At 72.2% G+C, this 24,072-nt stretch carries 19 protein-coding genes; 9 read left to right on the top strand and 10 right to left on the bottom strand.

All coding sequences use genetic code 11. The annotated features are described in order from the left end of the window. Positions 1–64 precede the first annotated feature (64 nt). The gene (locus AMY39116_RS0318695; protein WP_020419162.1) at positions 65–1,453 is read left to right on the top strand and encodes an NAD(P)/FAD-dependent oxidoreductase; all 1,389 of its coding nucleotides are present in this window, start codon (positions 65–67) and stop codon (positions 1,451–1,453) included. On the opposite strand, the gene AMY39116_RS43185 is transcribed toward AMY39116_RS0318695, so the two are convergent. The 4 genes from AMY39116_RS43185 to AMY39116_RS0318675 all read right to left on the bottom strand — a co-directional run bounded on the left by AMY39116_RS43185 (position 1,368) and on the right by AMY39116_RS0318675 (position 6,822). Continuing rightward, positions 1,368–2,369 carry a nitronate monooxygenase family protein gene (locus AMY39116_RS43185; RefSeq protein ID WP_020419161.1) on the bottom strand — a complete coding sequence of 334 codons (1,002 nt, stop codon included), beginning with the start codon at positions 2,367–2,369 and terminating at the stop codon, positions 1,368–1,370. The genes AMY39116_RS0318695 and AMY39116_RS43185 overlap by 86 nt on opposite strands. Positions 2,370–2,424: 55 nt before the next feature. Next, positions 2,425–3,918: an HD domain-containing phosphohydrolase gene (locus AMY39116_RS0318685; protein WP_020419160.1), complete on the bottom strand. Its 1,494-nt coding sequence runs from the start codon at positions 3,916–3,918 to the stop codon at positions 2,425–2,427. 171 nt (positions 3,919–4,089) lie between these two features. Further along, positions 4,090–6,366, bottom strand: coding sequence for a catalase/peroxidase HPI (katG, locus tag AMY39116_RS0318680; protein WP_020419159.1), 2,277 nt, complete (start codon positions 6,364–6,366; stop codon positions 4,090–4,092). After that, positions 6,367–6,822: a Fur family transcriptional regulator gene (locus tag AMY39116_RS0318675; RefSeq protein ID WP_020419158.1), complete on the bottom strand. Its 456-nt coding sequence runs from the start codon at positions 6,820–6,822 to the stop codon at positions 6,367–6,369. Positions 6,823–6,935: 113 nt separating this feature from the next. Between AMY39116_RS0318675 and AMY39116_RS0318670 the strand changes: the two genes are divergently transcribed. Beyond that, complete coding sequence (locus AMY39116_RS0318670) at positions 6,936–8,321, top strand: hypothetical protein (RefSeq protein WP_020419157.1); 1,386 nt, start codon at positions 6,936–6,938, stop codon at positions 8,319–8,321. Here AMY39116_RS0318670 and AMY39116_RS0318665 read toward each other — a convergent pair. Genes AMY39116_RS0318665 through rho form a run of 3 tightly spaced genes read right to left on the bottom strand, consistent with a single transcriptional unit; the run spans position 8,309 to position 11,085 of the window. Then, positions 8,309–9,121, bottom strand: coding sequence for a class I SAM-dependent methyltransferase (locus tag AMY39116_RS0318665; protein WP_020419156.1), 813 nt, complete (start codon positions 9,119–9,121; stop codon positions 8,309–8,311). The two genes, AMY39116_RS0318670 and AMY39116_RS0318665, sit on opposite strands and share 13 nt — an antisense overlap. 18 nt (positions 9,122–9,139) lie before the next feature. Next, entirely contained in the window at positions 9,140–9,982 is an 843-nt protein-coding gene (locus AMY39116_RS0318660) for a GNAT family N-acetyltransferase (protein ID WP_020419155.1), read from the bottom strand. A gap of 53 nt (positions 9,983–10,035) precedes the next feature. Next, positions 10,036–11,085 (bottom strand): transcription termination factor Rho, encoded by a 1,050-nt coding sequence (gene rho, locus AMY39116_RS0318655; protein WP_020419154.1) that lies wholly within the window; start codon positions 11,083–11,085, stop codon positions 10,036–10,038. Between the two features lie 256 nt (positions 11,086–11,341). Here rho and AMY39116_RS0318650 point away from each other — a divergent pair, with 256 nt between their 5' ends. The 3 genes from AMY39116_RS0318650 to AMY39116_RS0318640 are packed head-to-tail and all read left to right on the top strand — an operon-like array spanning position 11,342 to position 14,675. After that, positions 11,342–12,382, top strand: coding sequence for an amidohydrolase family protein (locus AMY39116_RS0318650; RefSeq protein ID WP_235716169.1), 1,041 nt, complete (start codon positions 11,342–11,344; stop codon positions 12,380–12,382). After that, the gene (locus AMY39116_RS0318645) at positions 12,379–13,293 is read left to right on the top strand and encodes an amidohydrolase family protein (RefSeq protein WP_020419152.1); all 915 of its coding nucleotides are present in this window, start codon (positions 12,379–12,381) and stop codon (positions 13,291–13,293) included. Before AMY39116_RS0318650 ends, AMY39116_RS0318645 begins: the two co-directional genes overlap by 4 nt. A 29-nt stretch (positions 13,294–13,322) precedes the next feature. Continuing rightward, entirely contained in the window at positions 13,323–14,675 is a 1,353-nt protein-coding gene (locus tag AMY39116_RS0318640; protein WP_020419151.1) for an MFS transporter, read from the top strand. A gap of 411 nt (positions 14,676–15,086) precedes the next feature. Here the strand turns inward: AMY39116_RS0318640 and AMY39116_RS0318635 are convergent, their stop codons facing one another. Genes AMY39116_RS0318635 through AMY39116_RS0318625 form a run of 3 tightly spaced genes read right to left on the bottom strand, consistent with a single transcriptional unit; the run spans position 15,087 to position 17,813 of the window. Beyond that, on the bottom strand, positions 15,087–15,617 hold the full coding sequence (locus tag AMY39116_RS0318635; RefSeq protein ID WP_157358602.1) for a hypothetical protein: 531 nt from the start codon (positions 15,615–15,617) through the stop codon (positions 15,087–15,089). A 6-nt stretch (positions 15,618–15,623) separates the two neighbouring features. Beyond that, on the bottom strand, positions 15,624–16,610 hold the full coding sequence (locus AMY39116_RS0318630) for a crotonase/enoyl-CoA hydratase family protein (protein ID WP_020419150.1): 987 nt from the start codon (positions 16,608–16,610) through the stop codon (positions 15,624–15,626). Positions 16,611–16,625: 15 nt separating this feature from the next. Further along, complete coding sequence (locus AMY39116_RS0318625; RefSeq protein WP_020419149.1) at positions 16,626–17,813, bottom strand: CdaR family transcriptional regulator; 1,188 nt, start codon at positions 17,811–17,813, stop codon at positions 16,626–16,628. 166 nt (positions 17,814–17,979) lie between these two features. Here AMY39116_RS0318625 and AMY39116_RS0318620 point away from each other — a divergent pair, with 166 nt between their 5' ends. The 4 genes from AMY39116_RS0318620 to AMY39116_RS0318605 all read left to right on the top strand — a co-directional run bounded on the left by AMY39116_RS0318620 (position 17,980) and on the right by AMY39116_RS0318605 (position 24,071). After that, positions 17,980–18,879 carry a hypothetical protein gene (locus AMY39116_RS0318620; protein ID WP_020419148.1) on the top strand — a complete coding sequence of 300 codons (900 nt, stop codon included), beginning with the start codon at positions 17,980–17,982 and terminating at the stop codon, positions 18,877–18,879. Continuing rightward, positions 18,879–20,660 (top strand): GMC family oxidoreductase N-terminal domain-containing protein, encoded by a 1,782-nt coding sequence (locus AMY39116_RS0318615; protein WP_020419147.1) that lies wholly within the window; start codon positions 18,879–18,881, stop codon positions 20,658–20,660. The genes AMY39116_RS0318620 and AMY39116_RS0318615 overlap by 1 nt, the downstream gene beginning before the upstream one ends. Before the next feature lie 294 nt (positions 20,661–20,954). Continuing rightward, complete coding sequence (locus tag AMY39116_RS0318610) at positions 20,955–22,520, top strand: MFS transporter (protein ID WP_020419146.1); 1,566 nt, start codon at positions 20,955–20,957, stop codon at positions 22,518–22,520. Positions 22,521–22,565: 45 nt separating this feature from the next. Beyond that, entirely contained in the window at positions 22,566–24,071 is a 1,506-nt protein-coding gene (locus AMY39116_RS0318605; protein ID WP_020419145.1) for an amino acid permease, read from the top strand. The last annotated feature ends 1 nt before the right edge of the window (position 24,072 follow it).

The following is a 24,072-nucleotide window of genomic DNA, read 5'->3' as shown; positions in this document are numbered from 1 at the left end:
GCATCGCCCCGGCGGTCCGGTCACGCTGGCCGGAGGAAACGGGCGACCACGGAGGCGCGGGACGATGACGACGCAGGAGCGGACGCACGCGGTGGTGCTGGGCGCGGGGATGGGCGGGCTGCTCGCGGCCCGCGTGCTCGCCGGGTTCTACGACCGGGTGACGGTGGTCGAGCGGGACCACCTCGGCGAGACGGTGGCGCACCGGCGCGGCATCCCGCAGGGCCGGCACGTCCACGCGCTGCTGCCGCGGGGCGGGGAGATCGTGGAGGAGTTGTTCCCCGGATTGCTCGGCGAGCTCGTCGCCGACGGCGGCACGGTGCTGACCGACTACTCGCGGTTGCACTTCTCCCCCGGCGGGCACCGGCTGTCGCCGGAGATGGAGCTGCCGCCGATGCACCAGCCGAGCAGGCCGTTCCTCGAGACCCACGTGCGCAACCGGCTCCGGCGACTGTCCACTGTTGACCTTCGCGACGGCTGCGACGTGACCGGCCTGACCGCCACCGCGGCCGGTGACCGCGTCACCGGTGTGCGCCTCCAGGGGCGGGCGCCGGGCAGCGCCGAGGAGGTTCTGAGCGCGGACCTGGTGGTCGACGCGCTCGGCCGCGGCGCGCGCACGCCGGCCTGGCTGGCCGAGCTCGGCTACCGGCGGCCGGCCGAGGTCGAAGTCCCGGTGCAGCTGCGGTACACCAGCCGCCTGGTGCGGCTGCGGCCCGGTGCGGTCCCGGAGACGCTGGTCGTCGTCGGCGCCACCCCGGAGCGGCCCAACGGCATGGCGCTGTTCGCCTACGAGGACGACACCTGGTTGTTCACCGTCGCCGGTTACGCCGGTGACCACCCGTCACCCCGGTACGACGCCATGGTCGACTTCGCCGCCCAGTGCGCGCCCCCGCACCTGATCGAGGCGCTGCGGACGGCCGAGCCGCTGTCCGACGTGGCCACCTTCGCCTTCCCGGCGAGCCGCTGGCGCCGCTACGACAAGCTTCGCCGCTTCCCGGACGGCCTGCTCGTGTTCGGCGACGCGATCTGCAGCTTCAACCCGATCTACGGGCAGGGCATGTCCGTCGCCGCGCTGGAGGCGCTGGCGCTGCGGGACTGCCTGCGCCAGGGCGATCGGCACCTGGCCCGGCGGTTCTTCCGCGCCGCGGCGAAACCGATCGGCGTGGCGTGGAAGCTGTCGGTGGGCAGCGACCTGGCGCTGCCGCAGATCGAGGCGCCGCGACCGCTGCCCGTGCGGCTGGTCAACCGGTACGTGGCGAAGGTGCTCACCGCCGCCGAAGAGGATCCGGTGGTGGCGGCGCAGTTCATGCGGGTGAGCGCGTTCCTGGACCCGCCGTCCGCCCTGATGCGGCCGTCGATCCTGGCACGCGTCACCGGGACGGGACGGGCGCTCCCGCGGCCGGCCGCGGTGCCCGGTCCCGCCCCAGCGCGGACAGGATCGTTTCAGCCTCGCTGACGACGTCACGCACGACCTGTGCCGCGGGACGGACATCCCCGATCAGGCCGACGGACTGCCCCGCGAACGGCAGGTACTCGTGGCCCCGCCCGGTCAGGACGGCCGCGACCACCTCGCGGCCGATCTCGCCGATCCGTTCGGGGAGCTCGTCCCGCCGGTCCGCCCACTCGCGCAGGAACGGGGTGCGCAGCAGGCGCCCCTGCGCGGGGTGGCGCGGCCGGTTGTACGGCGGCAGCAGCACGTCGAGCAGGTCCTCGTGCACCGCGTCGCGGGAACCGGCCTCGACGAGCAGCTGCTTCCACTCGGGACTGATCGCCATCTCGGTGGTGGCGAGGAACCGGGTGCCCATCGCCACACCCTGCGCGCCGAGCGCGAGCGCCGCGGCCAGGCCGCGGCCGTCGGCGATCCCGCCCGCGGCCACCACGGGCACCGCCCCCGCGACGTCCACCACCTGCGGGACCAGCGCCAGTGTTCCGATGAAGCCGCTGTGCCCGCCCGCCTCGGTGCCCTGGGCGATCAGCACGTCGGCGCCGCGGTCGAGGGCCTGGCGCGCCTGGTCGACGTCCATCACCTGCTGCACCCAGGCGCAACCGGCGTCGTGCGCCCGCTTCACGAGGTCGCCGGGGTCGCCCAGGTGGAAGGAGATCACCGACGGGCGCGCCCGCAGGCTCGCGGCGAACACCTCCTCGTCGAAGGGCCGGGTGGTGTGGTTGATGGCGAAGGGCCGCGCGGTGCGTTCCCGCAGCCGGCGCCACTGCTCGCGCAGGTCGGGCAGTGGCCGGATCGCCGTGCCCAGGCTGCCCAGCCCGCCGGCCTCGCACACGGCGGCCGCGAGGCCGACCGAGTCGAACGGGCCGAACGGGGCGCTGATGATCGGAACCTCGATGCCGAGCAGATCGCAGAGTGTGGTTCGCATGGGGGAAGTCTGCGGCGGGCGGGCCGGTCCTCGCCTCGGGCGATCGCCCCATCTTTCACCCGGTCTCGCCGAGGAGGCCGTGGTGCACGGCGTAGAGGGCCGCTCCGGCGCGGCTGGACACCCCGATCTTCGCGTAGCTGTTCTCCAGGTGACGGCCCACCGTCTTGACCGAAATGCACAACGCCTGGGCGACCTGCGGCTTGGACAGTCCACGGCAGGCCAGCCGCAGCACGTCCACCTCCCGGTCGGTGAGGCCGCCGGGCCAGCGGGACGGCAGCCGCACCGAGGTCTGCCCGGCCGCCGCCGTCACCGCGGCCGCCGCCCGCGGATCGAGCCGGCCGTCGGCGACCTCGGCAGCCAGCTCCCGCGCCGCCTCCGCCGGGGTTCGCGCCCGCCGGTGCGGCCGCTGCTGGAGCATCGCCTGGTAGCAGTCCGCGGCGGCCAGGACCCGCTCGGCCATGCCGAGCGCGGAACCGGGACTGCCGCGGTGGTAGCCACCGCCGTCGAGCCGCTCGTGGTGGGCCCCGGCCAGGCGGGCCAGCGGGCGCAGCAACGCGGTGCGCTCCAGGATGCGTTCGGTGAGGTAGGGGTGCAGGCGGACGCGTTCCCACTCGTCGGCCGACAGCGGCCGGGACTGGTCCCAGACGACGTTGCTGATGCCGGTGCGGCCGAGATCGTGCAGCAGCCCCGCGCGCCGTAGCCGGACCGCGCACTCGTCGCCGAGTCCCGCGTCGCGGGCGGCGGCTTCGGCCAGCCGCGCCACCTGCCGGGAGTGCCCGAGCGCGTAGGGGATCTTCAGGTCGGCGAAGTCGGCGGCCACCGCCAGCAGGGTGTCCAGCCGGTCGCCTCCGATGTGGACCGGAGCCGGTTCGGCCGCCAGGACCTCCTCCCACGGGGGCACGGCGGTCCCGGCCAGCATCGGCTCACCGCCGCCGAGGATCGCGTCGACCACGGCCGGGTCGTAGGCGCGGCCGCGACGGTGACGCAGCACCTCGGCTGTCGCCGCGTACCCGGCCCGCCGGTGCCACAGCTCCGCGTCCCGGGCGACGACGGCGACGCGGACCGGCAGCGGCACCGCCTCCGCGGCCAGCCCGGCCGGGTTGCCCCTGCCGTCCCACCGCTCGAACCCGTGCCGCAGGGCGGTGAGCACCCCGGCGCCGAGCCCCAGCCGTCCGGCCAGCAACTCGGCGGCCTCGCAGTGCGTCGCCATCACCACGGCCTTGGCCGCGTTCCCGCCCGGCAGCGCGACGGCGGCGGCCTCCTCGGCCGGTTCCCCCATCACGGCCGGGCCCACCGCCGCGGCGATGCCGATCTCGTCGCCGGCCAGCGCCGCCACCTCGAACGCGTCCGCGGTGCAGCCGATGTACCGCAGCAGCGACACGTAGTAGACATCGGACAGTTCGGCGCCGCCGACGCCGAGCGCGCGGGCGAGCCGCATCGCGAGCAGGCAGGTGCGGGCGGCGTGCCCGGCGGGCTGCCCGAGCCCGAGGTCCGTGGCGATCGACAACGCCGCCAGGACCTCCGCGAGCCGGATCCGCCCGTCCGTCACTCCCCCAGCTTGACGCGCCGGGGCGCCGGTCCGCTACTTCTGCGCTTGAGGTGACGACGGGCCGGCCGTCGGGGGGCGACCTCGCCCAGCCCGGTCCGGCGAACCTCGGCACAACGGGACGAGCCCGGCCGATCCGGAGGATCAGCCGGGCTCGCCGCTGCGGAGACCGGATCAGGCCAGGTCGAACCGGTCCAGTTCCATGACCTTCGTCCAGGCCGCGACGAAGTCGTTGACGAACTTCTCGCGCGCGTCGTCGCTGGCGTAGACCTCCGAGAGGGCCCGCAGCTGCGAGTTGGAGCCGAAGATCAGGTCGACCGGGGTGGCCGTCCACTTCAGCTCGTCGGTCGCCACGTCGCGGATCTCGTAGACGTTCTCCTCCGACTCCGACGCCTTCCACCGGGTGCCCGGCGCGAGCAGGTTGGTGAAGAAGTCGTTGGTGAGCACGCCCGGCCGGTCGGTGAGCACGCCGTGCTTGGCGCCGCCGTAGTTGGCGCCCAGCGAGCGCAGGCCGCCGACCAGGACTGTCATCTCCGGCGCGGTCAGGTCCAGGATGTAGGCGCGGTCGACCAGCAGGACCTCCGGCTGGAGCTTCTCCCCGGCCCGCAGGTAGTTGCGGAACCCGTCGGCGCGCGGCTCCAGCACCTTGAACGACTCGACGTCGGTCTGCTCCTGGCTGGCGTCGGTGCGGCCCGGGTGGAACGGCACGGTCACCTCGACGCCCGCGTCACGCGCGGCCTTCTCGACGGCGGCCGAGCCGGCCAGCACGATCAGGTCGGCCAGCGAGATCTTCGCGCCGCCCGCCTCGTTGAACTCGCGCTGGATGGCCTCGAGCTTCTCCAGCACCGGCGCGAGCTGCTCGGGCTGGTTGACCTCCCAGTTGCGCTGCGGCTCGAGCCGGATGCGGGCGCCGTTCGCGCCACCGCGCTTGTCGGTGGAGCGGAAGCTCGCCGCCGACGCCCACGCGGTGGTGACCAGCTGCTGGGTGGTCAGGCCGGACTCCAGGACCTTCGCCTTCAGCGCGGCGATGTCGGACTCGCCCACGAGCTCGTGGTCGACGGCGGGCACCGGGTCCTGCCACAGCTGCGGCTCGGCGACCCACGGGCCGAGGTAGCGGCTGATCGGGCCCATGTCGCGGTGCAGCAGCTTGTACCAGGCCTTGGCGAACGCCAGCGCGAACTCGTCCGGGTTCTCCAGGAACCGGCGCGAGATCTTGCCGTAGACCGGGTCGAACCGCAGCGCCAGGTCCGTGGTCAGCATGGTCGGCTTGTACTTCTTGTTCGGGTAGTAGGGGTCCGGGATGATCTCCGGAGCGTCCTTCGCCACGTACTGCTTGGCGCCGCCGGGGCTCGTGGTGAGCTCCCACTCGTAGCCGAACAGGATCTCGAAGAAGCGGTTGCTCCACTGGGTCGGCTTGTCGGTCCACGTCACCTCGAGACCACTGGTGATCGTGTCCGGGCCCTTGCCGCTGCCGTGGGTGCTCAGCCAGCCGAGGCCCTGCGCCTCCAGCGGGGCGGCCTCCGGCTCCGGGCCGACGTGGTCGTCGGCGATACCGGCGCCGTGGGTCTTGCCGAAGGTGTGGCCACCGGCGATGAGGGCGACGGTCTCCTCGTCGTTCATCGCCATGCGGCCGAAGGTCTCGCGGATGAAGTGCGCCGCCGCCATGTAGTCGGCACTGCCGCGCGGGCCCTCCGGGTTGACGTAGATGAGGCCCATCTCGGTGGCGCCGAGCTCGGGCACCATCTCCGAGTCGGTGACGTAGCGCTCGTCGCCCAGCCAGTCGTCCTCGGGGCCCCAGTAGACCTCCTCGGTCTCCCAGACGTCCTCGCGGCCGAAGCCGAAGCCGAAGGTCTTGAAGCCCATCGACTCCAGCGCCACGTTGCCCGCGAGCACGAGCAGGTCGGCCCAGGAGATCTTCTGGCCGTACTTCTGCTTGACCGGCCACAGCAGGCGGCGCGCCTTGTCCAGGTTGGCGTTGTCCGGCCAGCTGTTCAGCGGGGCGAAGCGCTGCGCGCCGTCACCGGCGCCGCCGCGGCCGTCGTGGATGCGGTAGGTGCCCGCGGAGTGCCAGCTCATGCGGATCATCAGGCCGCCGTAGTGGCCGAAGTCGGCGGGCCACCAGTCCTGCGAGGTGGTGAGCACCTCCTCGATGTCGCGCTTGAGGGCGTCGACGTCGAGCTTGGCGAACTCCTTGGCGTAGTTGAAGTCCTTGCCCAGCGGGTTGCTCTTGGAGTCGTGGGCGTGCAGCACCGACAGGTCGAGCTGGTTGGGCCACCAGTCGCGGTTGGTCCGCGGACGCCCGCTCGACTTCGGGGTCGGCGAGTCGATGGCCGGGTTCTCGCTCTCGCTGCCGTGCGAGGTCACCGAGTCGTGCGCGACCGGGCACCCGGCCGCCGCCTTCTTGTCCACCCCCTGCGCGCTCGAGGGGGTGTTGTCCTGGGTGTCGCTCATCTACTTGCCTTCCGAGCTGGCGGTTTCGTTGGGAACTGCGGCGGCCGAGCAGTCGGGGCACACGCCCCAAAAGACGACCTCCGCCTGGTCGATCACGAAGCCGTGGTCGTCCGAGGCGGTGAGACAGGGGGCGTGGCCGACGGTGCAGTCGACGTCGGCGATCGCACCGCAGGAGCGGCAGACGACGTGGTGGTGGTTGTCGCCCACCCGGGACTCGTAGCGGGCGTTCGCGCCGGCCGGCTGGATGCGCCGGATCAGGCCGGCGTCGGTGAGTGCGCGCAGGACGTCGTAGACGGCCTGGTGCGAGACGGTCGGGAGGTCGGCGCGCACCAGCTCGATCACCTTCTCGGTGTCGACGTGCGGGTGGTCGCGCAGCGCGGACAGCACCGCCAGGCGGGGCCGGGTCACACGCAACGAGACAGCCCGCAGCTGCGCCTCGAAGTCCTCCGACGTCACGCGGCAGACCCTAGAGCACTTGTCTGGAACAAATCAAGTTAGGGTCCACCTTCGTGCGGGAGGGGGTCGGCCGGTGTCCGGTTCGCGCGGATCGGGCCGTGGTTCGATGGACCATGCCCACAGTCCCGACGGACGACCAGGGTGAGGAACCACTGGTTCCCGTCTACCCGTACAACGAGCCGGGTGCGGACATCCAGCTCTACGCCGGTCCCTTGGTCGAAGCAGATGATCAGCAGTGGCGCGGCCGTATCCTGCTGACGTGCGGATCCCGCCTCGCCGTCGTCTGGCGACTCGACGAGATCCCCTCCGACCGCTGGGCATGGAACGCGCTGAGGGAAACCGACGTCCACCTGCAAATCCGGCAAGGGCCTGACCGTCACGAAGTGGCCGGGTTACGGCGAACCCTGACCGAGGGAACGTTGCACGCCCAGTCCATCGGCAGTGACGAGACGGCCCTGCGCCGGGTGCTCTACCACTGGATGAACCTCCTACCGGTCCACAGCCCGGGTTTGCTGCGGCGACGCGGCCGTGATGGCAGATCGACATGGACCGGCCGATCGCGTCTCGAACTGGGTCCGTGGCAGCTCACCCTCGACAGGCGAAGCGACCACCCGAGGATTTGGGAAACGCTGGCTAGCGAGCACAACTTCGCGATGACCCACGTCATGCAGGTCAGCAGGGCCGACGGTGCCGACTTCACCGTTGAAGAACTGGAACCCTTGCAGCTCGCTCTGCACTTCGGGATGTCCTTCGCCTTCGGGCGCTGGGTGGCGCCCGCCGCTCCGGTCGGATTCGACTCCGCCGGGGCGATGGTTTGGCGGCACTGGGCCAGCGTCTTCTGCGAGCCCGGGCGCGACGGCGGCCTGGCGTGGCTGCACTACCCCGACAGCCACGACCTCGGCGATTTTCTGTCCCGCACCTACGATGCGTTCGCCGATCCCGATCGCAGTCACACCCTCAAACTGCTGTTGTCGATGGCCGTCGAGGTCAATCGTGCGGGCCGGGTCGAACAACGCACGATGACCGCGTTCTCCGCTCTCGAATTGCTGACCTGGGTCGTCCTCAAACTCACCGGCGGAATGAGCAAAAACCAGTACGGCGCCCTCCGCGCGCACGGGCGCATCCGCACGATGCTCGAGGCGGCGTCAATTGACACGCGTATCGACGAGCGGCGCCAACCCGCCATTGCCGCCTTCGCCAGAGCGGAGAGAAGAACGGGCGCGCCACTGGACGGGCCGAGCGCGATCAGCACCATCCGCAACAGGCTCGTTCACCCGAACGCGCCTCAGGACGAGGTGTACCACCTCGACGGTCTCGTCCGGGACACCTGGCTGCTCACCCGGCACTACCTCAACCTCCTCATCCTGCACTGGCTCGGTTACACCGGCTCCTACCAGGCTGTCCTCGGCCCCGGCGGATGGGCGGGCGACGGGCAGCCGGTGCCCTGGGCGCCGCCACCGGCAGCGCCCGCCGAAGCGGCATCCGCTCAAAAGCGGTAACGCAGCAGCCTGCCCATCTCGCGGAAGAGGCGGATCCGTTCGAGGACGGCGAGCTGCGCCCGCACCGTCAGGGAAGCCCGGTCCCGCATCGGCGCGGCCATTTCCGGCGCGTAGAGCACCTGCGCCAGCTCCAAGCCCGTCGCCTCCAGCTCTCGTGGGTCGGCGATTCCCCAGCGCAGCCGGGCGCCCGACCGCCGCACCACGGGGTTCAGCTTCTGCAGCCGGATGCCGAGCGGGCTGAACGCGTCGAAGATCGCCTCGCCCGTGGGCAGGTGGTTCACGATCGCCCGGAACATGGCCCTGCCCTCGTCCGGGTCGAGGTACATCGTCAGCCCCTCCGCGACGATCGCCGCGGGGCGGTCCGCCGGCACCTCCGCCAGCCAGCGCGTGTCGGTGACCGACGAGCCGATCGTCCGGTACCCCGGCCGGCCGCCCGGGTACACCTGCTCGCGCAGCGCGATCACGTCCGGGTAGTCGATGTCGAACCACGCCACTTCCGGGCCCGGGTCCAGCCGGAACACCCGGCTGTCCATGCCCGCGCCCAGGTGCAGCACGGTCGCGCGCGGGTGCGAGCGCAGGAAGTCGCGCAGCAGGTCGTCGAACACCTTCGCCCGGGCGGCCACGGACAGGGCGAGGTTCCGGTTCATCCCGAACTTGCCGAAGTCGTAGTCGATGCGCTCCAGCGCCTCCGCCGCGGCGGTGTCGCCGAGCAGCGGGTTCGCCGAGCGCGCGTCGAGGGCCCGCCCGTAGAGGGTGGCCAGGTTGGTGGACTGCTCTTCGGTGAACCGCACCCCGGGCATCGCTCTCCTTCAGACACTTCACAAGTTTGTGAAGATTGTACCCAGCACCGCGCGGGTGTACAGCAGCTCGAACCCCTGCCGCTGGGCGTTGTGCTGCGACCGGGACGCCGGCTGAGTGGTCACGACGGCGAGGTCGCAGCCCGCCCCGGCCGCGTCGGCGAGCCGGGCGGACAACAGCGCGGTCTGCACGCCCCGCCGCCGGTAGCCGGGCCGGGTCGCGGCCCCGGTGAACTGGGCCAGGCCGTCCACCACGCACATGCTGGCGACACCGGCGACGACCCCGTCGCACAGCGCCACGTACCGACGCACGTTCCCCTCGGACAGGTCGCGCATCGCCCGCGTGAGGACCTCGCGCGGAAACTGGTGGTCCGACGGCGGATCCTGGTCGTCCGGGTGGCCGAAGCCGGCCGCCGCGACATCGAGCCAGGCGGCGAAGTCGTCGTCGCCGCTCGGCCGGATCTCCACACCCTCCGGCAGGACCCGGTCCGCGGCGCCGCGGAGGTCGCGGCCCAGCACGTTCTCGAAGGACTCCAGCCGGTACCCGCGTGCGGTGAGCGCCGCCCCGATCCCGGGATCGACGAGGTGCGCGAGCTCGACCTGCACCGGGCTCCCCACCGCGGCGAAGGCCTTTTCGACGCCCGCCAGGGTCTCCGCGTCCGGCACGCCGCCGAACCCGAGGCCGGCGACCTTGTTCAACGGCGACCCGGCCTCGGCGAAGGTCGCCACTCCCCCGGCGACGGACAGCACGAACGCGGCCGAACCGGGCCGCTTCCGCGCTTTCTCGGTGGCTTCGGCCATCCGCCGCGCTTCGGCGCGTTCGATGCGCTCGGCCAGCGGGAAATCACAGAACAGTGCGCTCACGGCCGGGAGCGTAGCGGGCGGGCCCGCCGGAGTTCCTCCCATTTCCGGCGCGCTCAGGCCGCCGCGGGCGCGCGCAGGGTCGCCGACACCCGCGCGACGAACTCCGCGTTCGACCGCGTCGTGCGGAGCTGCTCCAGGAACTGTTCGGTGGCGCGCCGCGGATCCTGGCCGGCCAGCGCGCGCCGGACCTCCGTCATCACCGTCAGTTCCGCGGGCGACAGCAGGAGCTCGTCGCGACGGGTGCCGGACGCGAACAGGTCGATCGCCGGGTACACGCGGTGGTCGGCGAGGGCGCGGTCGAGCCGGAGCTCGGCGTTGCCGGTGCTCTTGAGTTCTTCGAAGAACACCGTGTCCGCAAGGGAACCGGTGCCGACCAGCGCCGTGGCGATGATCGTGAGCGAGCCGCCGTCCTCGACGTTGCGGGCGGCGCCGAGGATCTTCTTCATCGGGTTCAGCGCGCCCGCGTCGACACCGCCGGACAGGATGCGCCCAGAGGCCCGTCCGGCCAGGTTGTACGCCCGGCCGAGGCGGGTCAGCGAGTCGAGCAGCAGCACGACGTCGCGCCCGGTCTCCACCAGGCGTTTCGCGCGTTCCAGAGCCAGTTCGGCGACGGCGGTGTGCTCGGCCGGCGCGCGGTCGAAGGTGGACGCGATCACCTCGCCGCGCACGGAGCGGCTGATGTCCGTGACCTCCTCCGGCCGCTCGTCGGCCAGCAGCACCATCAGGTGCACGTCCGGGTGGTTGGTGGCGACGGCGTGCGCGATCGCTTGCAGGACAGAGGTTTTCCCGGTGCGCGGCGGCGCGACGACGAGCGCGCGCTGTCCCTTGCCGATCGGCGCGGCTAGGTCGAGCACGCGGGTGGTGAGCTGGTGGCGGCCGGTTTCCAGCACCAGCCGCTCGTCCGGGTGGACCGGGGTGAGCCGGTCGAACTCCGGACGCCGGACGCCGGGATCGGCGCCGTTGACCGAAATCAGTTCCTGGCCCTCCAGCAGGATCTCGTCACCGCGCCGGAGGCCGTGCGCGCGAACGAGTCCGAAGGGGACAGTGGTGCCGCCGAGGGTGGCGGTCTTGCCGTGGATGTCGAGAATGCCATGACTGGGCATGGTGGTGCTCCAAAAGGGAAGACGACGCGGACAGCGCCGAAAACGGGACGACCCGGACTCGCGGTTCGCCGGGAGAGGGGGTCGCAGAGAGAGGAAGGACGATCCCGCGGGCGGCTGGGCCGGCATCCGGGAGATCAAGCGCACTGTAGCCCAGGCTCGGCTCACTCCGCAAGAGACAAGCCCGTCGCACCAATTTTGACGAAGAGATTGTGAACAATTTCGTCGACGGTTAGGGTACTGGGCAGCGAACGACGACGTGCGAGGAACGACCTTGATCATCGACTGCCACGGCCACTACACGACCGCCCCGCCCGCCCTCGCGGCATGGCGCGACCAGCAGATCGCCGCGCTGAACGGCTCCGGCCCCGCGCCGGCCCGCACCGGCCTGCGGATCAGCGACGACGAGCTGCGGGAGACGATCGAGCCCAACCAGCTGCGGCTGATGGACGAGCGCGGCATCGACGTCACGATCTTCTCCCCGCGCGCGTCGTTCATGGCCCACCACATCGGCGGGTTCGAGACCTCCGCCGAGTGGGCCGCGATCTGCAACGAGCTGTGCTACCGCGTCAGCACCCTCTACCCGGAGCGGTTCGTGCCGGCCGCGATGCTCCCCCAGTCCCCGGGCGTCGACCCGGCGACCTGCATCCCGGAGCTCACCCGCTGCGTCGAGGAGTACGGCGCCGTCGCGCTGAACCTCAACCCCGACCCGAGCGGCGGCCACTGGACCGCCCCGCCGCTGACCGACCGCTCCTGGTACCCGGTCTACGAGAAGATGGCCGAGTACGACATCCCGGCCATGGTGCACGTGAGCACGAGCGTGAACCCCGCCTTCCACACCACCGGCGCGCACTACCTCAACGCCGACACCACCGCGTTCATGCAGCTCGTGCAGGGCGACCTGTTCCGCGACTTCCCGGACCTGCGGCTGATCATCCCGCACGGCGGCGGCGCGGTGCCCTACCACTGGGGCCGGTTCCGCGGCCTGGCGATGGCGCTGGGCAAGCCGGAGCTGGAGGAGCACGTGCTGAACAACGTCTTCTTCGACACCTGCGTCTACCACCAGCCGGGGTCGGACCTGCTCTTCGAGGTCGTCCCGGCCCGCAACATCCTGTTCGCCTCGGAGATGATCGGCGCGGTGCGCAGCGTCGACCCGCGCACCGGCCACCACTTCGACGACACCCGACGCTACGCCGAAGCCGCGAACCTGTCCGAAGAGGACTGGGCGGCGATCCGGGAGCACAACGCCCGCCGGGTCTACCCCCGGCTGGACGCGCTGCTGAAGGGCCAGGGCCGGTGACCGCGCCGAAGACCCCGGGCTGGCTCGACTGGCACGCCGACCCGTCCACCCCGCGCTTCCGGCTGCCGCCGGGCACCGTGGACGCGCACTGCCACGTGTTCGGCCCGCAGGCGGAGTTCCCGTTCGCGCCGGAGCGCAAGTACACGCCCTGCGACGCGAGCAAGGAGCAGCTGTTCGCGCTGCGCGACCACCTCGGCGTCAGCCGCAACGTCATCGTGCAGGCCACCTGCCACGGCGCGGACAACTCCGCGATGGTCGACGCCGTGCGTGCCTCGGGCGGGCGGGCGCGCGGGGTCGCGACCGTCCGGCCGGAGGTCAGTGAGGCCGAGCTGCGCGAACTGGACGCGGCGGGCGTGCGGGGCGTGCGGTTCAACTTCGTGCGACGGCTCGTGGACGCCGCGCCGCACGAGGCGCTGAGCACGATCGCCAGGAAGATCGCGCCGCTGGGCTGGCACGTGGTGCTCTACTTCGAGGCCGCCGACCTGCCCGAGCTGGCGGACTTCTTCGGGTCGCTGCCCGCGCCGCTCGTGGTCGACCACATGGGACGGCCCGACGTGCGGAAACCCGTGGACGGCCCGGAGTTCGGCCGGTTCCTGCGGTTCATCGAGCGCAACGACGTGTGGGTGAAGGTGAGCTGTCCGGAGCGCCTGAGCGTGTCCGGTCCCCCGGCGCTGCACGGCGAACGGCACGCCTACGCCGACGTGGTGCCCTTCGCCCGCCGCGTGGTGACCGAGTTCGAGGACCGCGTGCTGTGGGGCACGGACTGGCCGCACCCCAACCTCACCGATCACATGCCCGACGACGGCCTGCTCGTCGACTACGTCCCGCGGATCGCCGAAACTCCCGCGCTGCAACGGAAACTGCTCGTCGACAACCCGATGCGCCTGTACTGGCCCGGCGAAACCGCCTGAGCCTCCCCCTTCCCCCGGAAAGGCATGCAATGCAGCACGCCAACGCGCTGAACCGGTTGAACCGGCTGCCGATCGGCCGGTTCCACAAGATGACCCTGTTCGCGGTCGCGTTCGCCTACTTCTTCGAGTTCGCCGACATCAACAGCTTCGCGACCACCGCGCCCAAGCTGATCAAGCTGTGGGGCGTGACCGTCGACCAGGTCGCGTACGTGACCTCGCTGTCGTTCGTGGGCATGTTCTTCGGGTCGATCGTGGCGAGCACGATCGCCGACCGGTGGGGCCGCAAGAACGCGCTGCTGCTGACCACCGTGTGGTTCGGCGTGTTCTCGTTCGCGGCCGTGTTCTCCTGGGACATCGTGTCGCTGGGCGTGTTCCGCGTCCTGACCTCGGCGGGGCTGTCGGCGATGACGGTCGTCGCGGTCATCTACGTCAACGAGCTGTACCCCGCGGCGAACCGCGGCAAGTACCAGGCCTACGCGATCGTGATCGGCATCTGCGGCACGCCGGTGACCAACCTGATCGCGAGCGCCGTGGTGCCGATCAACGACTGGTCCTGGCGGCTGGTGTACCTGTGGGGCGCGCTCGGGGTGCTGCTGGTGCTGTTCACGCGGCACCTCAAGGAATCGCCGCGCTGGTACGAAAGCCGCGGCGACCACGCGAAGGCCGACGCGGTGCTGCGGGAGATCGAGGCGCAGGTCGCCGCGGAGAAGGGCCCGCTGCCGGAGCCGGCGCCGCCGGTCGAGGAGGCCCCGGTGGCCAAGGCGCCGCTGCGGTTGCTGCTGCGCAAGAAGTACCTGATGCCGACGCTGCTGCTGACCGTCCTGTGGGTGACCCAGACGATCGGGTTCTTCGGGTATTCGAGCTGGGCGCCGACGCTGCTGGCCAAGGAGGGCTTCAGCGTCGAGAAGTCGGTGTTCTACGTGGCGCTCACGACGGTCGGCGCGCCGCTCGGGTCGTACCTGGCCGCCCTGGTCACCGACCGGTTCGAGCGCAAGTGGTGCCTGGTGGTGTTCGGCACGGTCATCGCGCTGTGCGGGCTGTGCTACGGGCTGACGTTCAACCCGCTGCTGATCGTCGTGTTCGGGTTCCTGGTGAACCTGTTCGAGCGCGGCTACACCGCACTCGGGTACGCGTACTCGCCGGAGCTGTTCGACACCCGCGGCCGCTCCCTGGGCACGGGCGTGTCGTACGGCCTGGGACGGCTGTCGAACGCGGCGGGGCCGCTGATCGTGTCGTCGCTGTACAACGGCAGCGGGTACCAGGCGGTGTTCCTGTTCATCGCGGGGACGTGGATGGTGGGCGCGGTCGTGCTGGCGATCTTCGGGCCGCGCACCCGGCCGGCGAAGACCAAGTCGCGAAAGGCGGAGTCGGCCGAGGTCTGACCGGCGACGGTCAGCCGGTTGCGGCTCGCCCGCACCCACGAGCGCGACTTCCACTCACCCATGTCTCAGGCCGGCACCCACCGAACACCGCATCAGCGTGGCGGCGAAACCCCTTCCGTTCGCGTTGCTCGGTGTGGTCGCCGTCCTCATCGGACTGACCGACCACCCGCCACACGGGACGGACGTGCTGTACGCCGCGTTCGGGGCCGCTCTCGCGGTGGGCTTGGTGGTGGTCCTCGTGGTGCGGTGGGGACGGGCCGTGCGCACGCTCCGGCTGCTCGCCGATCCGCGAACCGCTTATCAGGGAGATCGAGCGCGCTGCCACTCCACGTCACCTCGGCCGCCCCGGGGAAGGTCCTGGCCGGACTTCCCGGTGGTGACGAGTTCGCCCGCGCGACCCTCACCCTGTGCTCATTGCCCCGGTCCTCGCTGAAGCGGCGTCTGCGCCTGCGCACGGTCGCGTTCGCGGCCGTCGCCGCCGCGGGGGTTGCGCTCGAAGGCGCCGCGGCCGTCCTGATCGGCGGGGCCCTGCCGTGGGTGCTGCCGGTGCCGGTCCTGCTCGCCGTCGCGGCCACCGCGCTCTGGCGGGCCCGCGTCGCGCACGTGGTGCGGCTGCTCGCGGCCGGGCCGTGGACCTCGATCACCGCCGCGACGATGGCCACCGAGGTCGACGGCGGGCCGGTGTCCGGGTGGGTGGTGTTCCCGGGCGGGCTGCGCGGCCGCTTCCACATCGAGCACTGCCCGCCGGACGTCGCGGCCGAACTCCTGCGGCGGCGGCGGTTGTGGGTCGCGGGCGAGCCGCGTCCGGGCGACGTCGCGGTGGGCCTCCCGGAGGGCGACACCGTCGCCGTCGCCTGGCTCGCCGTGAAAGACCGGCGCGCAACCCAGCCCGATCACCGGCGCTCCGGACCCCCGCACCCGGCCCGCGGCGACGGCACGCAACGCCGATCACCCCCGCTTCTGATCTCCGAACGGCTCGTCCCGCTCCCGCACCGCCGCGCGGAAACCCTCCGTCCGCGCCCGCTCCTGGAAGGCGTAACCCTCCCGGGTGTGCCGGGAGATCCCATCGAACACGGTGCTGATCATCGCCGAGTTGTGGATGCCCTGGGTGGTCAGCGCGCTGTTCAACGCCAGCTTCACCATCATCAGCTGGTTCACCGGCAGCAGCGCGATCCTGGCCACCAGCGCCTCGGTCACCTCGTCCAGCCGGTCCGCCGGCGCGGACTCCACGGCCAGCCCCCACTCGGCGGCCTGCCGCCCGGTGATCAGGTCGCCGGTGAAGAGCAGCCGCTTCGCGCGCTGGTCGCCGAGCCGGTGGGCCCACAGGCCGGTCGCGGGCACGCCCCACACGCGGGTGGGCGGGTAGCCGATCCGTGTGTCGTCGGCGGTCACGATCAGGTCGCAGTGCAGCGCGATGTCCGTGCCGCCCGCCACGCAGAACCCGTGCAGCTTCGCCACCGTCGGCTTGTTCGCGTGCAGCAGGCTGGCGTAGCCGCGGTTGAACCGGCTCATCAGCGCGTAGTCGGCCATCGGGTCCCACTGCCGGGACGGGTCGTGGTTGCGTGCCTGCGCCGCCGCGTCCAGCACGGTCCCGGCGCGGTCCTGGCCTTCCGGCGCCGCACCCTGCTCGGCGAAGATCGACAGGTCGTAGCCGCCGCAGAAACCCTTGCCCCGCCCGGAAACCAGGATCACGTGCACGCGCGGGTCGAGGTCGGCGCGTTCCACCGCGGCGGCCAGTTCGAACGGGGTGTCGGCGGTGATCGCGTTGCCCCGCTCCGGCCGGTCGAACGTGATCCGGGCGATCCGCCCGGTCACCTCGTAGGTCAGGGTCCGGTAGTCCCCGGCGTGCTGCCCGGGCTCGCCGAACAGCGGGTCCGGCCCCTCGGTCCACCCGTCCCGCCACGCCGCGGGACGCGAGCCTGCGTCATCGGTCATCACCCGACCGTAGCGTCAGCCGCGCACCGGCAGCAGCCGCACGACCTGCAGCGCCGTCGCCAGTTCGGCGACCGCCTTCGGATCGCCCAGCCCGCGGCCGGTCAGCTCCTCGACCCGCCGCAACCGGTAGCGCACGGTGTTGGCGTGGCAGTAGAGCCGCTTGCCCGCCTCCGCGGCGGACCCGGCGCAGGCGAACCACGCGTCGAGGGTGTCGACCAGCACCTTCCGGTCGGCGGGCGGCAGGTCCAGCAGCGGGCCGAACACCGTGCTCGCGACCCGCTCGGCCTCCCCGGGCGCGGCGGCGATCAGCACGGCCACCGGCGCGTCGTCCCAGGGCGCGACGTCGGCCCGCCCGGGCGGCAGGGTGCCCAGCGCCAGCCGCGCGAGCCGCAGCGCCCGCGGGGTTTCCCGCAGGTGCGGGTAGGCGGGGCTGAGCCCGATCCGCGCGGTGGCCCGGCCGCGCAGCAGGTCCGGCAGCCGCTCCCCCAGCGAGGGGTAAGGCAGCGCCAGCACGCCGATGTGCTCTTCGGGCGAGAGCCGCCACGCCGAACGGATCCCGCCCGCCCGCAGCCGCGGCTCGATGCCGACCAGAGAGCGTTTTCCCAGCTCCGGGTTCTCGGCGGCCACGACCACGAAGCAGCCCTCGACCGGCAGTCCCAGCGTCTGCGCGGCCTCCCACAGGGTGTCCTGGCTGCCGAGCACACCGGTGAACAGCGCCTCCACCAGCATGGACCGCTCGTGCTCGCGTTCCAGCATGATCTGCGACGCGGTGTCCCGGTAGGCGTCGGCCATCGCGTCGGTGTAGGTCCCGACCAGCCGCCACACCGTCGCCGCGAAGTCGACCAGAACCCGGTCGTCCACGTCGGACGCCCGCGCCTTGGCCACCAGCGCGTCCCACAGGTGCGCGAACCCGACGCGGTAGGCCCGCACCACCTCCGGCAACGGGGCACCCTGCTGGGCGCGCTCGCGTCCGGTGGCCCACGGCGCGGACAGGTCGGGCGCGTGCTCGCTGACGAACTGCCGCAGGATCAGCTCGGCGTTGTCCCGCACCGACTGCCGCAGCGACCCGGCGGGCACCGGATCCCCGGCCTGGTAGAGCACGACCTCGCGGCGGATGCGTTCGGAAACCGCGTCGGCGAGGTCGTCGAGCTCGCCGAGCAGCGCGGTGACCAGGGCGTCGATGCCCGAGTTGTCCGTTGGCACCCCGGCAGCTTAAATGCGCCGGCTTTGTCCCCCGGCACAAAACCCCGCGGTGGCGAGTTGTCGCCGGGGACATGGGCTGCGGTGAACGGTTCACCGAGGATTGCGCCATCCGGCGCAATCCCGGCACCGCCGCCGGACACGCGCCGCCCACCACAGGAGAACATCGATGCCACACGCTGACAACGACGTCGGCCGCCGGGCCTTCCTGGCCAGGATCGGGGTGCTGGGCGCCGCGGTCGCCGCCGGGAGCCTGCTCCCCGGGACGGCCACGGCCGCACCGCGACCGGTCCGCGCCGCGGGCCTGACCGACGTGGTCGCCGCCCTCCGCCCGGTGCTCGCCGAACTCGCGCGCGACACCCTCAACGGCCTGGTCGTGATGACCTGCCCCGGCCCGGACGCCTACTCCCGCGCCCAGGGCACGCCACGCACCGAACCGGGCGCGCTGGAGGCCAGGGCCACCGACTTCCTGATCAAGGCCCTCGACGAGTACGTGCCGTTCCCGGACCAGCTCGCCACGCCGCTCACCCAGAGCCTCGCCACCGGGCTGTCCGGCACACCACTGCCGTCCACGCTGCTGGACCTGCCGCTCACCAGCGTGCGGACCCTGGACGCGGCCCTGCGCACGCTGCTGGAGAACGACGACACCCTGCCGCTGTCCACGGTGATCGCGATGCTGCTCAACCTGGTCGCCACCGAGGTGAACCCGCTCGCGCTCGGCGGCGCGTTCCTCTCCCCGTTCGCGCGGCTGTCCTACGCCGACAAGTGCCGCGTCTTCGAACAGCTCGAAGGCCCGCACGCCGGCCTCGTCGCGCTGCTGGACGCGAACCTGCCCGAGCCGCTCCGCGCCTCGGTGTCCGGGGTCCTGCGGTTCGTGGCCGGCGCGGTGCTGGAGTTCGCCGCCTACGGCAGCAGCTGCGAGTGGGCGGTGTTCGACCGGGCCACGAAGACGATCAGCGCCCGCCCGGTCGGCTGGCAGCTGTCCGGCTACCAGCCGCACGGCGTGGTGCACGGCTGGGACGACTTCCTCGGGTACTACCAGGGCCGCACGAAGGTGGAGAACGTCTGATGCGTGACGTCATCGTCATCGGCGCCGGAGCGGGCGGCTCGGTGGTCGCCAAGGAACTGGCCGGCCGCGGCCTGGACGTGCTCGTCCTCGAAGCGGGCGGGTACGCCGACCCGGAGACCGACTGGACCCACTACGAGAACGACGCGAACAACCCGCTCACCGGCTTCATGCGGTTCGGGCCGGCGGACCGCACCCGGCCGGCGTGGTTCCGCGAGACCCCGCAGAACTCGCTGCTGTGGCAGCTGGCCGGGGTCGGCGGCACCACGCAGCACTACTTCGGCAACTCGCCGCGCGCCTACCCCGGCGTGTTCGCCGGGTACGACGGGAGCGACGCGGCCGCCTACGACACCGCGCACCTGTTCCCGTTCACCTACGCCGACCTGGTGCCCTACTACGAATGGGTCGAGGCCACCCTGCCGGTGCACACCGCGGCGATGGGCACCAAGGAGTCGGTGTTCTTCCGCGGCTGCGAGAAGCTCGGCATGGCGCTGCAGACCACGAAGACCACGACCGGCGACTCCTACCGGCCGCAGGAGAACGCGATCCTGCCGCCCGGCGGCACCGCGGGCCGGTTCAGCGGGCACGACGACCCGCGCGTGCAGTGGCCGCTGGCCACCGGCTGCACCTTCTGCGGCTACTGCTTCCAGGGCTGCAAGCACCCGGCGGGCGCGCCGCGCACCATGGCGGCCAAGCGGAGCGCGGACAACTCCTACATACCGATGGCGCTGACCGCCGACGCGTGGTCGCCGCACGGCAAGCCGGTCTCGCTGGTCACCGACGCGTTCGTCACGCGCATCCGGTCCGAGCGGCGCGGCGGCGAGACGGTCGCGACCGGCGTGTCGTGGCGCTCGGTCACCACGGGCGAGGAGCACACCGAGGACGCCCGGGTGGTGGTGCTGTCCGCTGGCTGCACCGAGAACCCGCGGCTGTGGTTCAACAGCGGGCTGCCCAACCCCAACGACTGGGTCGGCCGCGGCTACACCGACCACTACTTCGACTGGGTGATCGGCCTGTTCGACGACTACACCGGGTCGACCAAGGGCGCGGCGTCGGCGGCGCGGGCGGACTTCCCCGGCCGCGGCGGCATCATGAACGTCGGGCTGCCGCCGGCGATCCAGCAGTTCGCGCTCACCTTCTCCGACAGCGGGATCCGCGGGCAGTACGGCAACGGGCGCGGTTTCACCGGCCCGTGGGACGGCCCCACCGGGCGGCTGATGGGCGAGGAGCTCAAGGAGGTGCTGACCCACGGCGCGGACCGGTTGTTCAACATCCTGGTGATGACCGACGACGACGTCGAGCCGCACAACCGGGCGACGTTGTCGGCGCTGCCCGCGGACGAGCACGGGCCGGTGGCGAAGGTCGAGGTGCGGCAGCGGGCGCGCTCGGCGCGCACGGTGGCGAACCGGGAGTTCCTGGCGCGCAAGGCGGTCGAGGTGGTCCGCGCGGCCGGGGCGCGGAAGGTGTTCCGGATCGACTGGCCGCCGCTGATCCTGCACGTCCACTCGTCGATGCGGATGGGACTGTCCGAACGCGACTCGGTGCTGGACGACGCGGCCGAGGCCCGCTGGGTGCGGCGCCTGTTCGTCGCCGACAACTCCGCGCTGGCCAACGCGCTGGGCGGCCCCAACCCGACGCTGACCAGCCAGGCCGTGGCAACCCGCACGGCGGAGCAGATCGTGCGGCGCTACTTCGGCGGCGACGGCTGGGTGCGCACGGAGTCGCCCGTGGTGTCCACGGACGCCCGCGTCACCCGGCGATTCGCGCAGGTGGCCGCGGCCTGAGCGCGGCGGCCGCCGGGGAGCAGGGGCCCCGGCGGCCGCCCACACCCGGCACCGCCCCACGCGCGGGATCCGGAGGACCCGGCACCGGGCGCCGCGACCCGCAGCCCGGGCCGCCCCGCCGGACGCACCACCCGCGACACCACAGCACCCGCACCACCGGCAGCCCACCACCCCACCGCCACCCGACCGGGCGACACAACACCAAACCCCGACCCCGCCGCCCGCCGCATGTCGAGAACCCGGCGGCCGCTCCGACCTGTCCGTGGAAACCACCGCGGACCGGAAGGACCTGGCATGACCCACGCGATCCCGGCGAGGGCCGGGCGGCGGGAGTGGCTCGCGCTCGCCGTGCTCGCCCTGCCCACCCTGCTCGTCTCCATCGACGTCTACGTCCTGCTGCTCGCCCTGCCGCACCTGGCCGCCGACCTCGGCGCGAGCAGCGTCGAGCAGCTGTGGATCACCGACGTCTACGGCTTCCTCATGGCCGGGTTCCTCATCACGATGGGCACGCTCGGCGACCGGATCGGCCGCCGGAAGCTGCTGCTCATCGGCGCGGCCGCGTTCGGGGCCGCCTCGGTCGCCGCCGCCTTCGCGTCCACCCCCTTGGTGCTGATCGCGGCGCGCGCGGTCCTCGGGGTGGCCGGGGCTGCCCTCGCGCCGTCCACGATGTCGCTGATCCGCACCCTCTTCCGCGACCCGCGGCAGATGGGGCTGGCGATCGGGCTGTGGGGCCTGTGCTTCTCGGCCGGGGCGGTGATCGGCCCGGTGGCGGGCGGCGCCCTGCTCACGCACTTCTGGTGGGGCTCGGTGTTCCTGCTCGGCGTGCCCGCGATGGCGCTGCTGCTCGTCGCGGGCCCGGTCCTGCTGCCCGAGTACCGCGACCCGGACGCCGGAAAGCCGGACCTGGTCAGTGTCGCGTTGTCGCTGGCCGCGGTGATCCCGGCGATCCACGGGCTCAAGGAACTGGCGCAGGACGGCTGGCGGCCGCTGCCGCTGGCGAGCCTGGCCGCCGGAATCTGCTTCGCCGTCCTGTTCGCCCGCAGGCAGCGCCGCCTGGAAAACCCGCTGCTGGACCTGCGGCTGTTCGCGAACCGGTCGTTCAGCACGGCGCTGGGCGCGATGATGTCCGGCACGCTGCTGATCGGCGCGCTGATGCTGTTCATCACCCAGGACCTGCAACTGGTCGAAGGACTCTCCCCGCTCGGCGCGGCGCTGTGGATGATGCCCGCGATCGCCGCCAACACCGTGTCGTTCGTCGTGTCGCCGGTCCTCGCCCGCCGGTTCCGGCCCGCGTACCTGATCAGCGGCGGGCTCGTGATCTCGGTGTGCGGGCTGGTCGTGCTCACCCGGACCGGCGCCGCGTCCGGGCCGGGCGCCGTGGCGACCGGGTTCGCGCTGATCTTCCTCGGCTCCGGCCCGCTGGTCACCCTCAGCACCGGCCTGATCATGGGCTCCGCGCCCGCCGAGAAGGCCGGCTCCGCCGCCGCCCTCAACGAGACCAGCGGCCAGTTCGGGTTCGCGTTCGGGCTCGCCGCGCTCGGCAGCATCGGCGCCGCGGTCTACACCAGCCGCTTCACCCCGCCGGAGGCCGTCCCCGCCGGGGCCGCCGACGCCGCGCGGGAAAGCCTCGCCGACGCGGTCACCGCCGCCCGCGACCTGCCCCCGGACCTGGCCGCGGCGCTGCTCGCCCCGGCGCGCGAGGCGTTCACCGGCGGGCTGCACCTGGTCGCCGCGATCAGCGCCGCCGCGCTCGCCGTGGTGGCCGCGCTGATCGTCCGCCTGCTGCGCCACGTTCCGCCGACCGGCGCAGCGGAGTCCGTTGTGGACACCCGGACGGACCTTGACGCTCCGCGCGGGTGAGCACTACCGTTTCCGCACCCGTCAACTGAACACCGAGGTGAGCCCGTGGACTCCGACAGCACCCGGCTGCACCAGCTCGGCTACGCCCAGGAACTCAGGCGGACGATGTCGGGGTTCTCCAACTTCGCCGTGTCCTTCACCATCATCTCGATCCTGTCCGGCTGCCTCACGCTCTACGGGTTCGGCCTGGACACCGGCGGGCCGGCCGCGATGATCTGGGGCTGGCCGCTGGTCGGGGTGTTCGTGGTGCTCGTCGGCCTCGGCATGGCGGAGGTGTGCTCCAGCTACCCCACCGCGGGCGGGCTCTACTACTGGGCGGCGAAGCTCGCGCCGCGGCGCTCGGCCGCGGCCTGGTCGTGGTTCACCGGGTGGTTCAACCTCATCGGCCAGGTCGCGGTGACCGCCGGCATCGACTTCGGCGCCGCGTTGTTCCTCAACGCGTTCCTGGACCTGCAGTTCGGGTTCGCCGCGACGCCGGGGCACACGATCCTGCTGCTGGCGATCATCCTGGCGGTGCACGGGCTGCTGAACACCTTCGGCGTGCGGCTGGTGGCCGTGCTGAACAACGTCAGCGTGTGGTGGCACCTGGCCGGCGTCCTGGTGATCGTCGGGGTGCTGGTGTTCGTGCCCGAGAAGCACCAGTCCGCGTCGTTCGTGTTCGGCCACTTCGTGAACAACACCGGCTGGGGTTTCGCGCCGTACGTGTTCGCGCTCGGGCTGCTGGTCGCGCAGTACACGCTCACCGGCTACGACGCCTCGGCGCACATGACGGAGGAGACGAAGAACGCGGCGACGGCCGGACCGCGCGGGATCGTCAACTCGATCCTGGTGTCGCTCGTCGCGGGCTGGATCCTGTTGCTGGGCCTCACGTTCGCGATCCAGGACTACGACGGCGCGGTCAACTCGCCGACCGGGGTGCCGCCCGCGCAGATCTTCCTCGACGCCGCGGGCGCGACCACCGGCAAGTTCCTGCTGCTGATCGCGATCGGCGCTCAGCTGTTCTGCGGGATGGCGTCGGTGACGGCCAACTCGCGGATGATCTACGCGTTCGCCCGGGACGGCGCGATCCCGGGTTCGGGGGTGTGGCACCGCATCAACAAGCGCACCCGCACCCCGACGAACTCGGTGTGGCTGGCCGCGGCCGGCGCGCTGGTCCTCGCGCTGCCCTACCTGTGGAGCGCCACCGCCTACGCCGCGGTGACCTCGATCGCCACCGTCGGGCTGTACGTCGCCTACGTCATCCCGGTGTTCCTGCGGGTGCGCAAGGGCGCGGAGTTCGAGCGCGGACCGTGGCACCTGGGGCGGTGGGGCCGCCCGGTCGGCGTCGTCGCGACCGCGTGGGTCGCGGTCATCTTCGTGTTGTTCATGCTGCCGCAGGCGTACCCGGTCACGGTCGGCACGTTCAACTACACGCCGATCGCGTTCCTCGTCGTGCTCGGCGGCGCGGCGGTGTGGTGGTTCGCCTCGGCGCGCAAGTGGTTCACCGGCCCGAAGGTGCAGGGCACGCCCGCCGAACTGGCGGCCGTCGAAGAGGATCTGCGGGCGGTGTGAC

The organism is Amycolatopsis sp. ATCC 39116, from assembly GCF_000231075.2.
Taxonomy (GTDB): Bacteria; Actinomycetota; Actinomycetes; order Mycobacteriales; family Pseudonocardiaceae; genus Amycolatopsis_E; species Amycolatopsis_E tucumanensis.
This window is presented reverse-complemented; position numbering and strand designations above follow the sequence as displayed.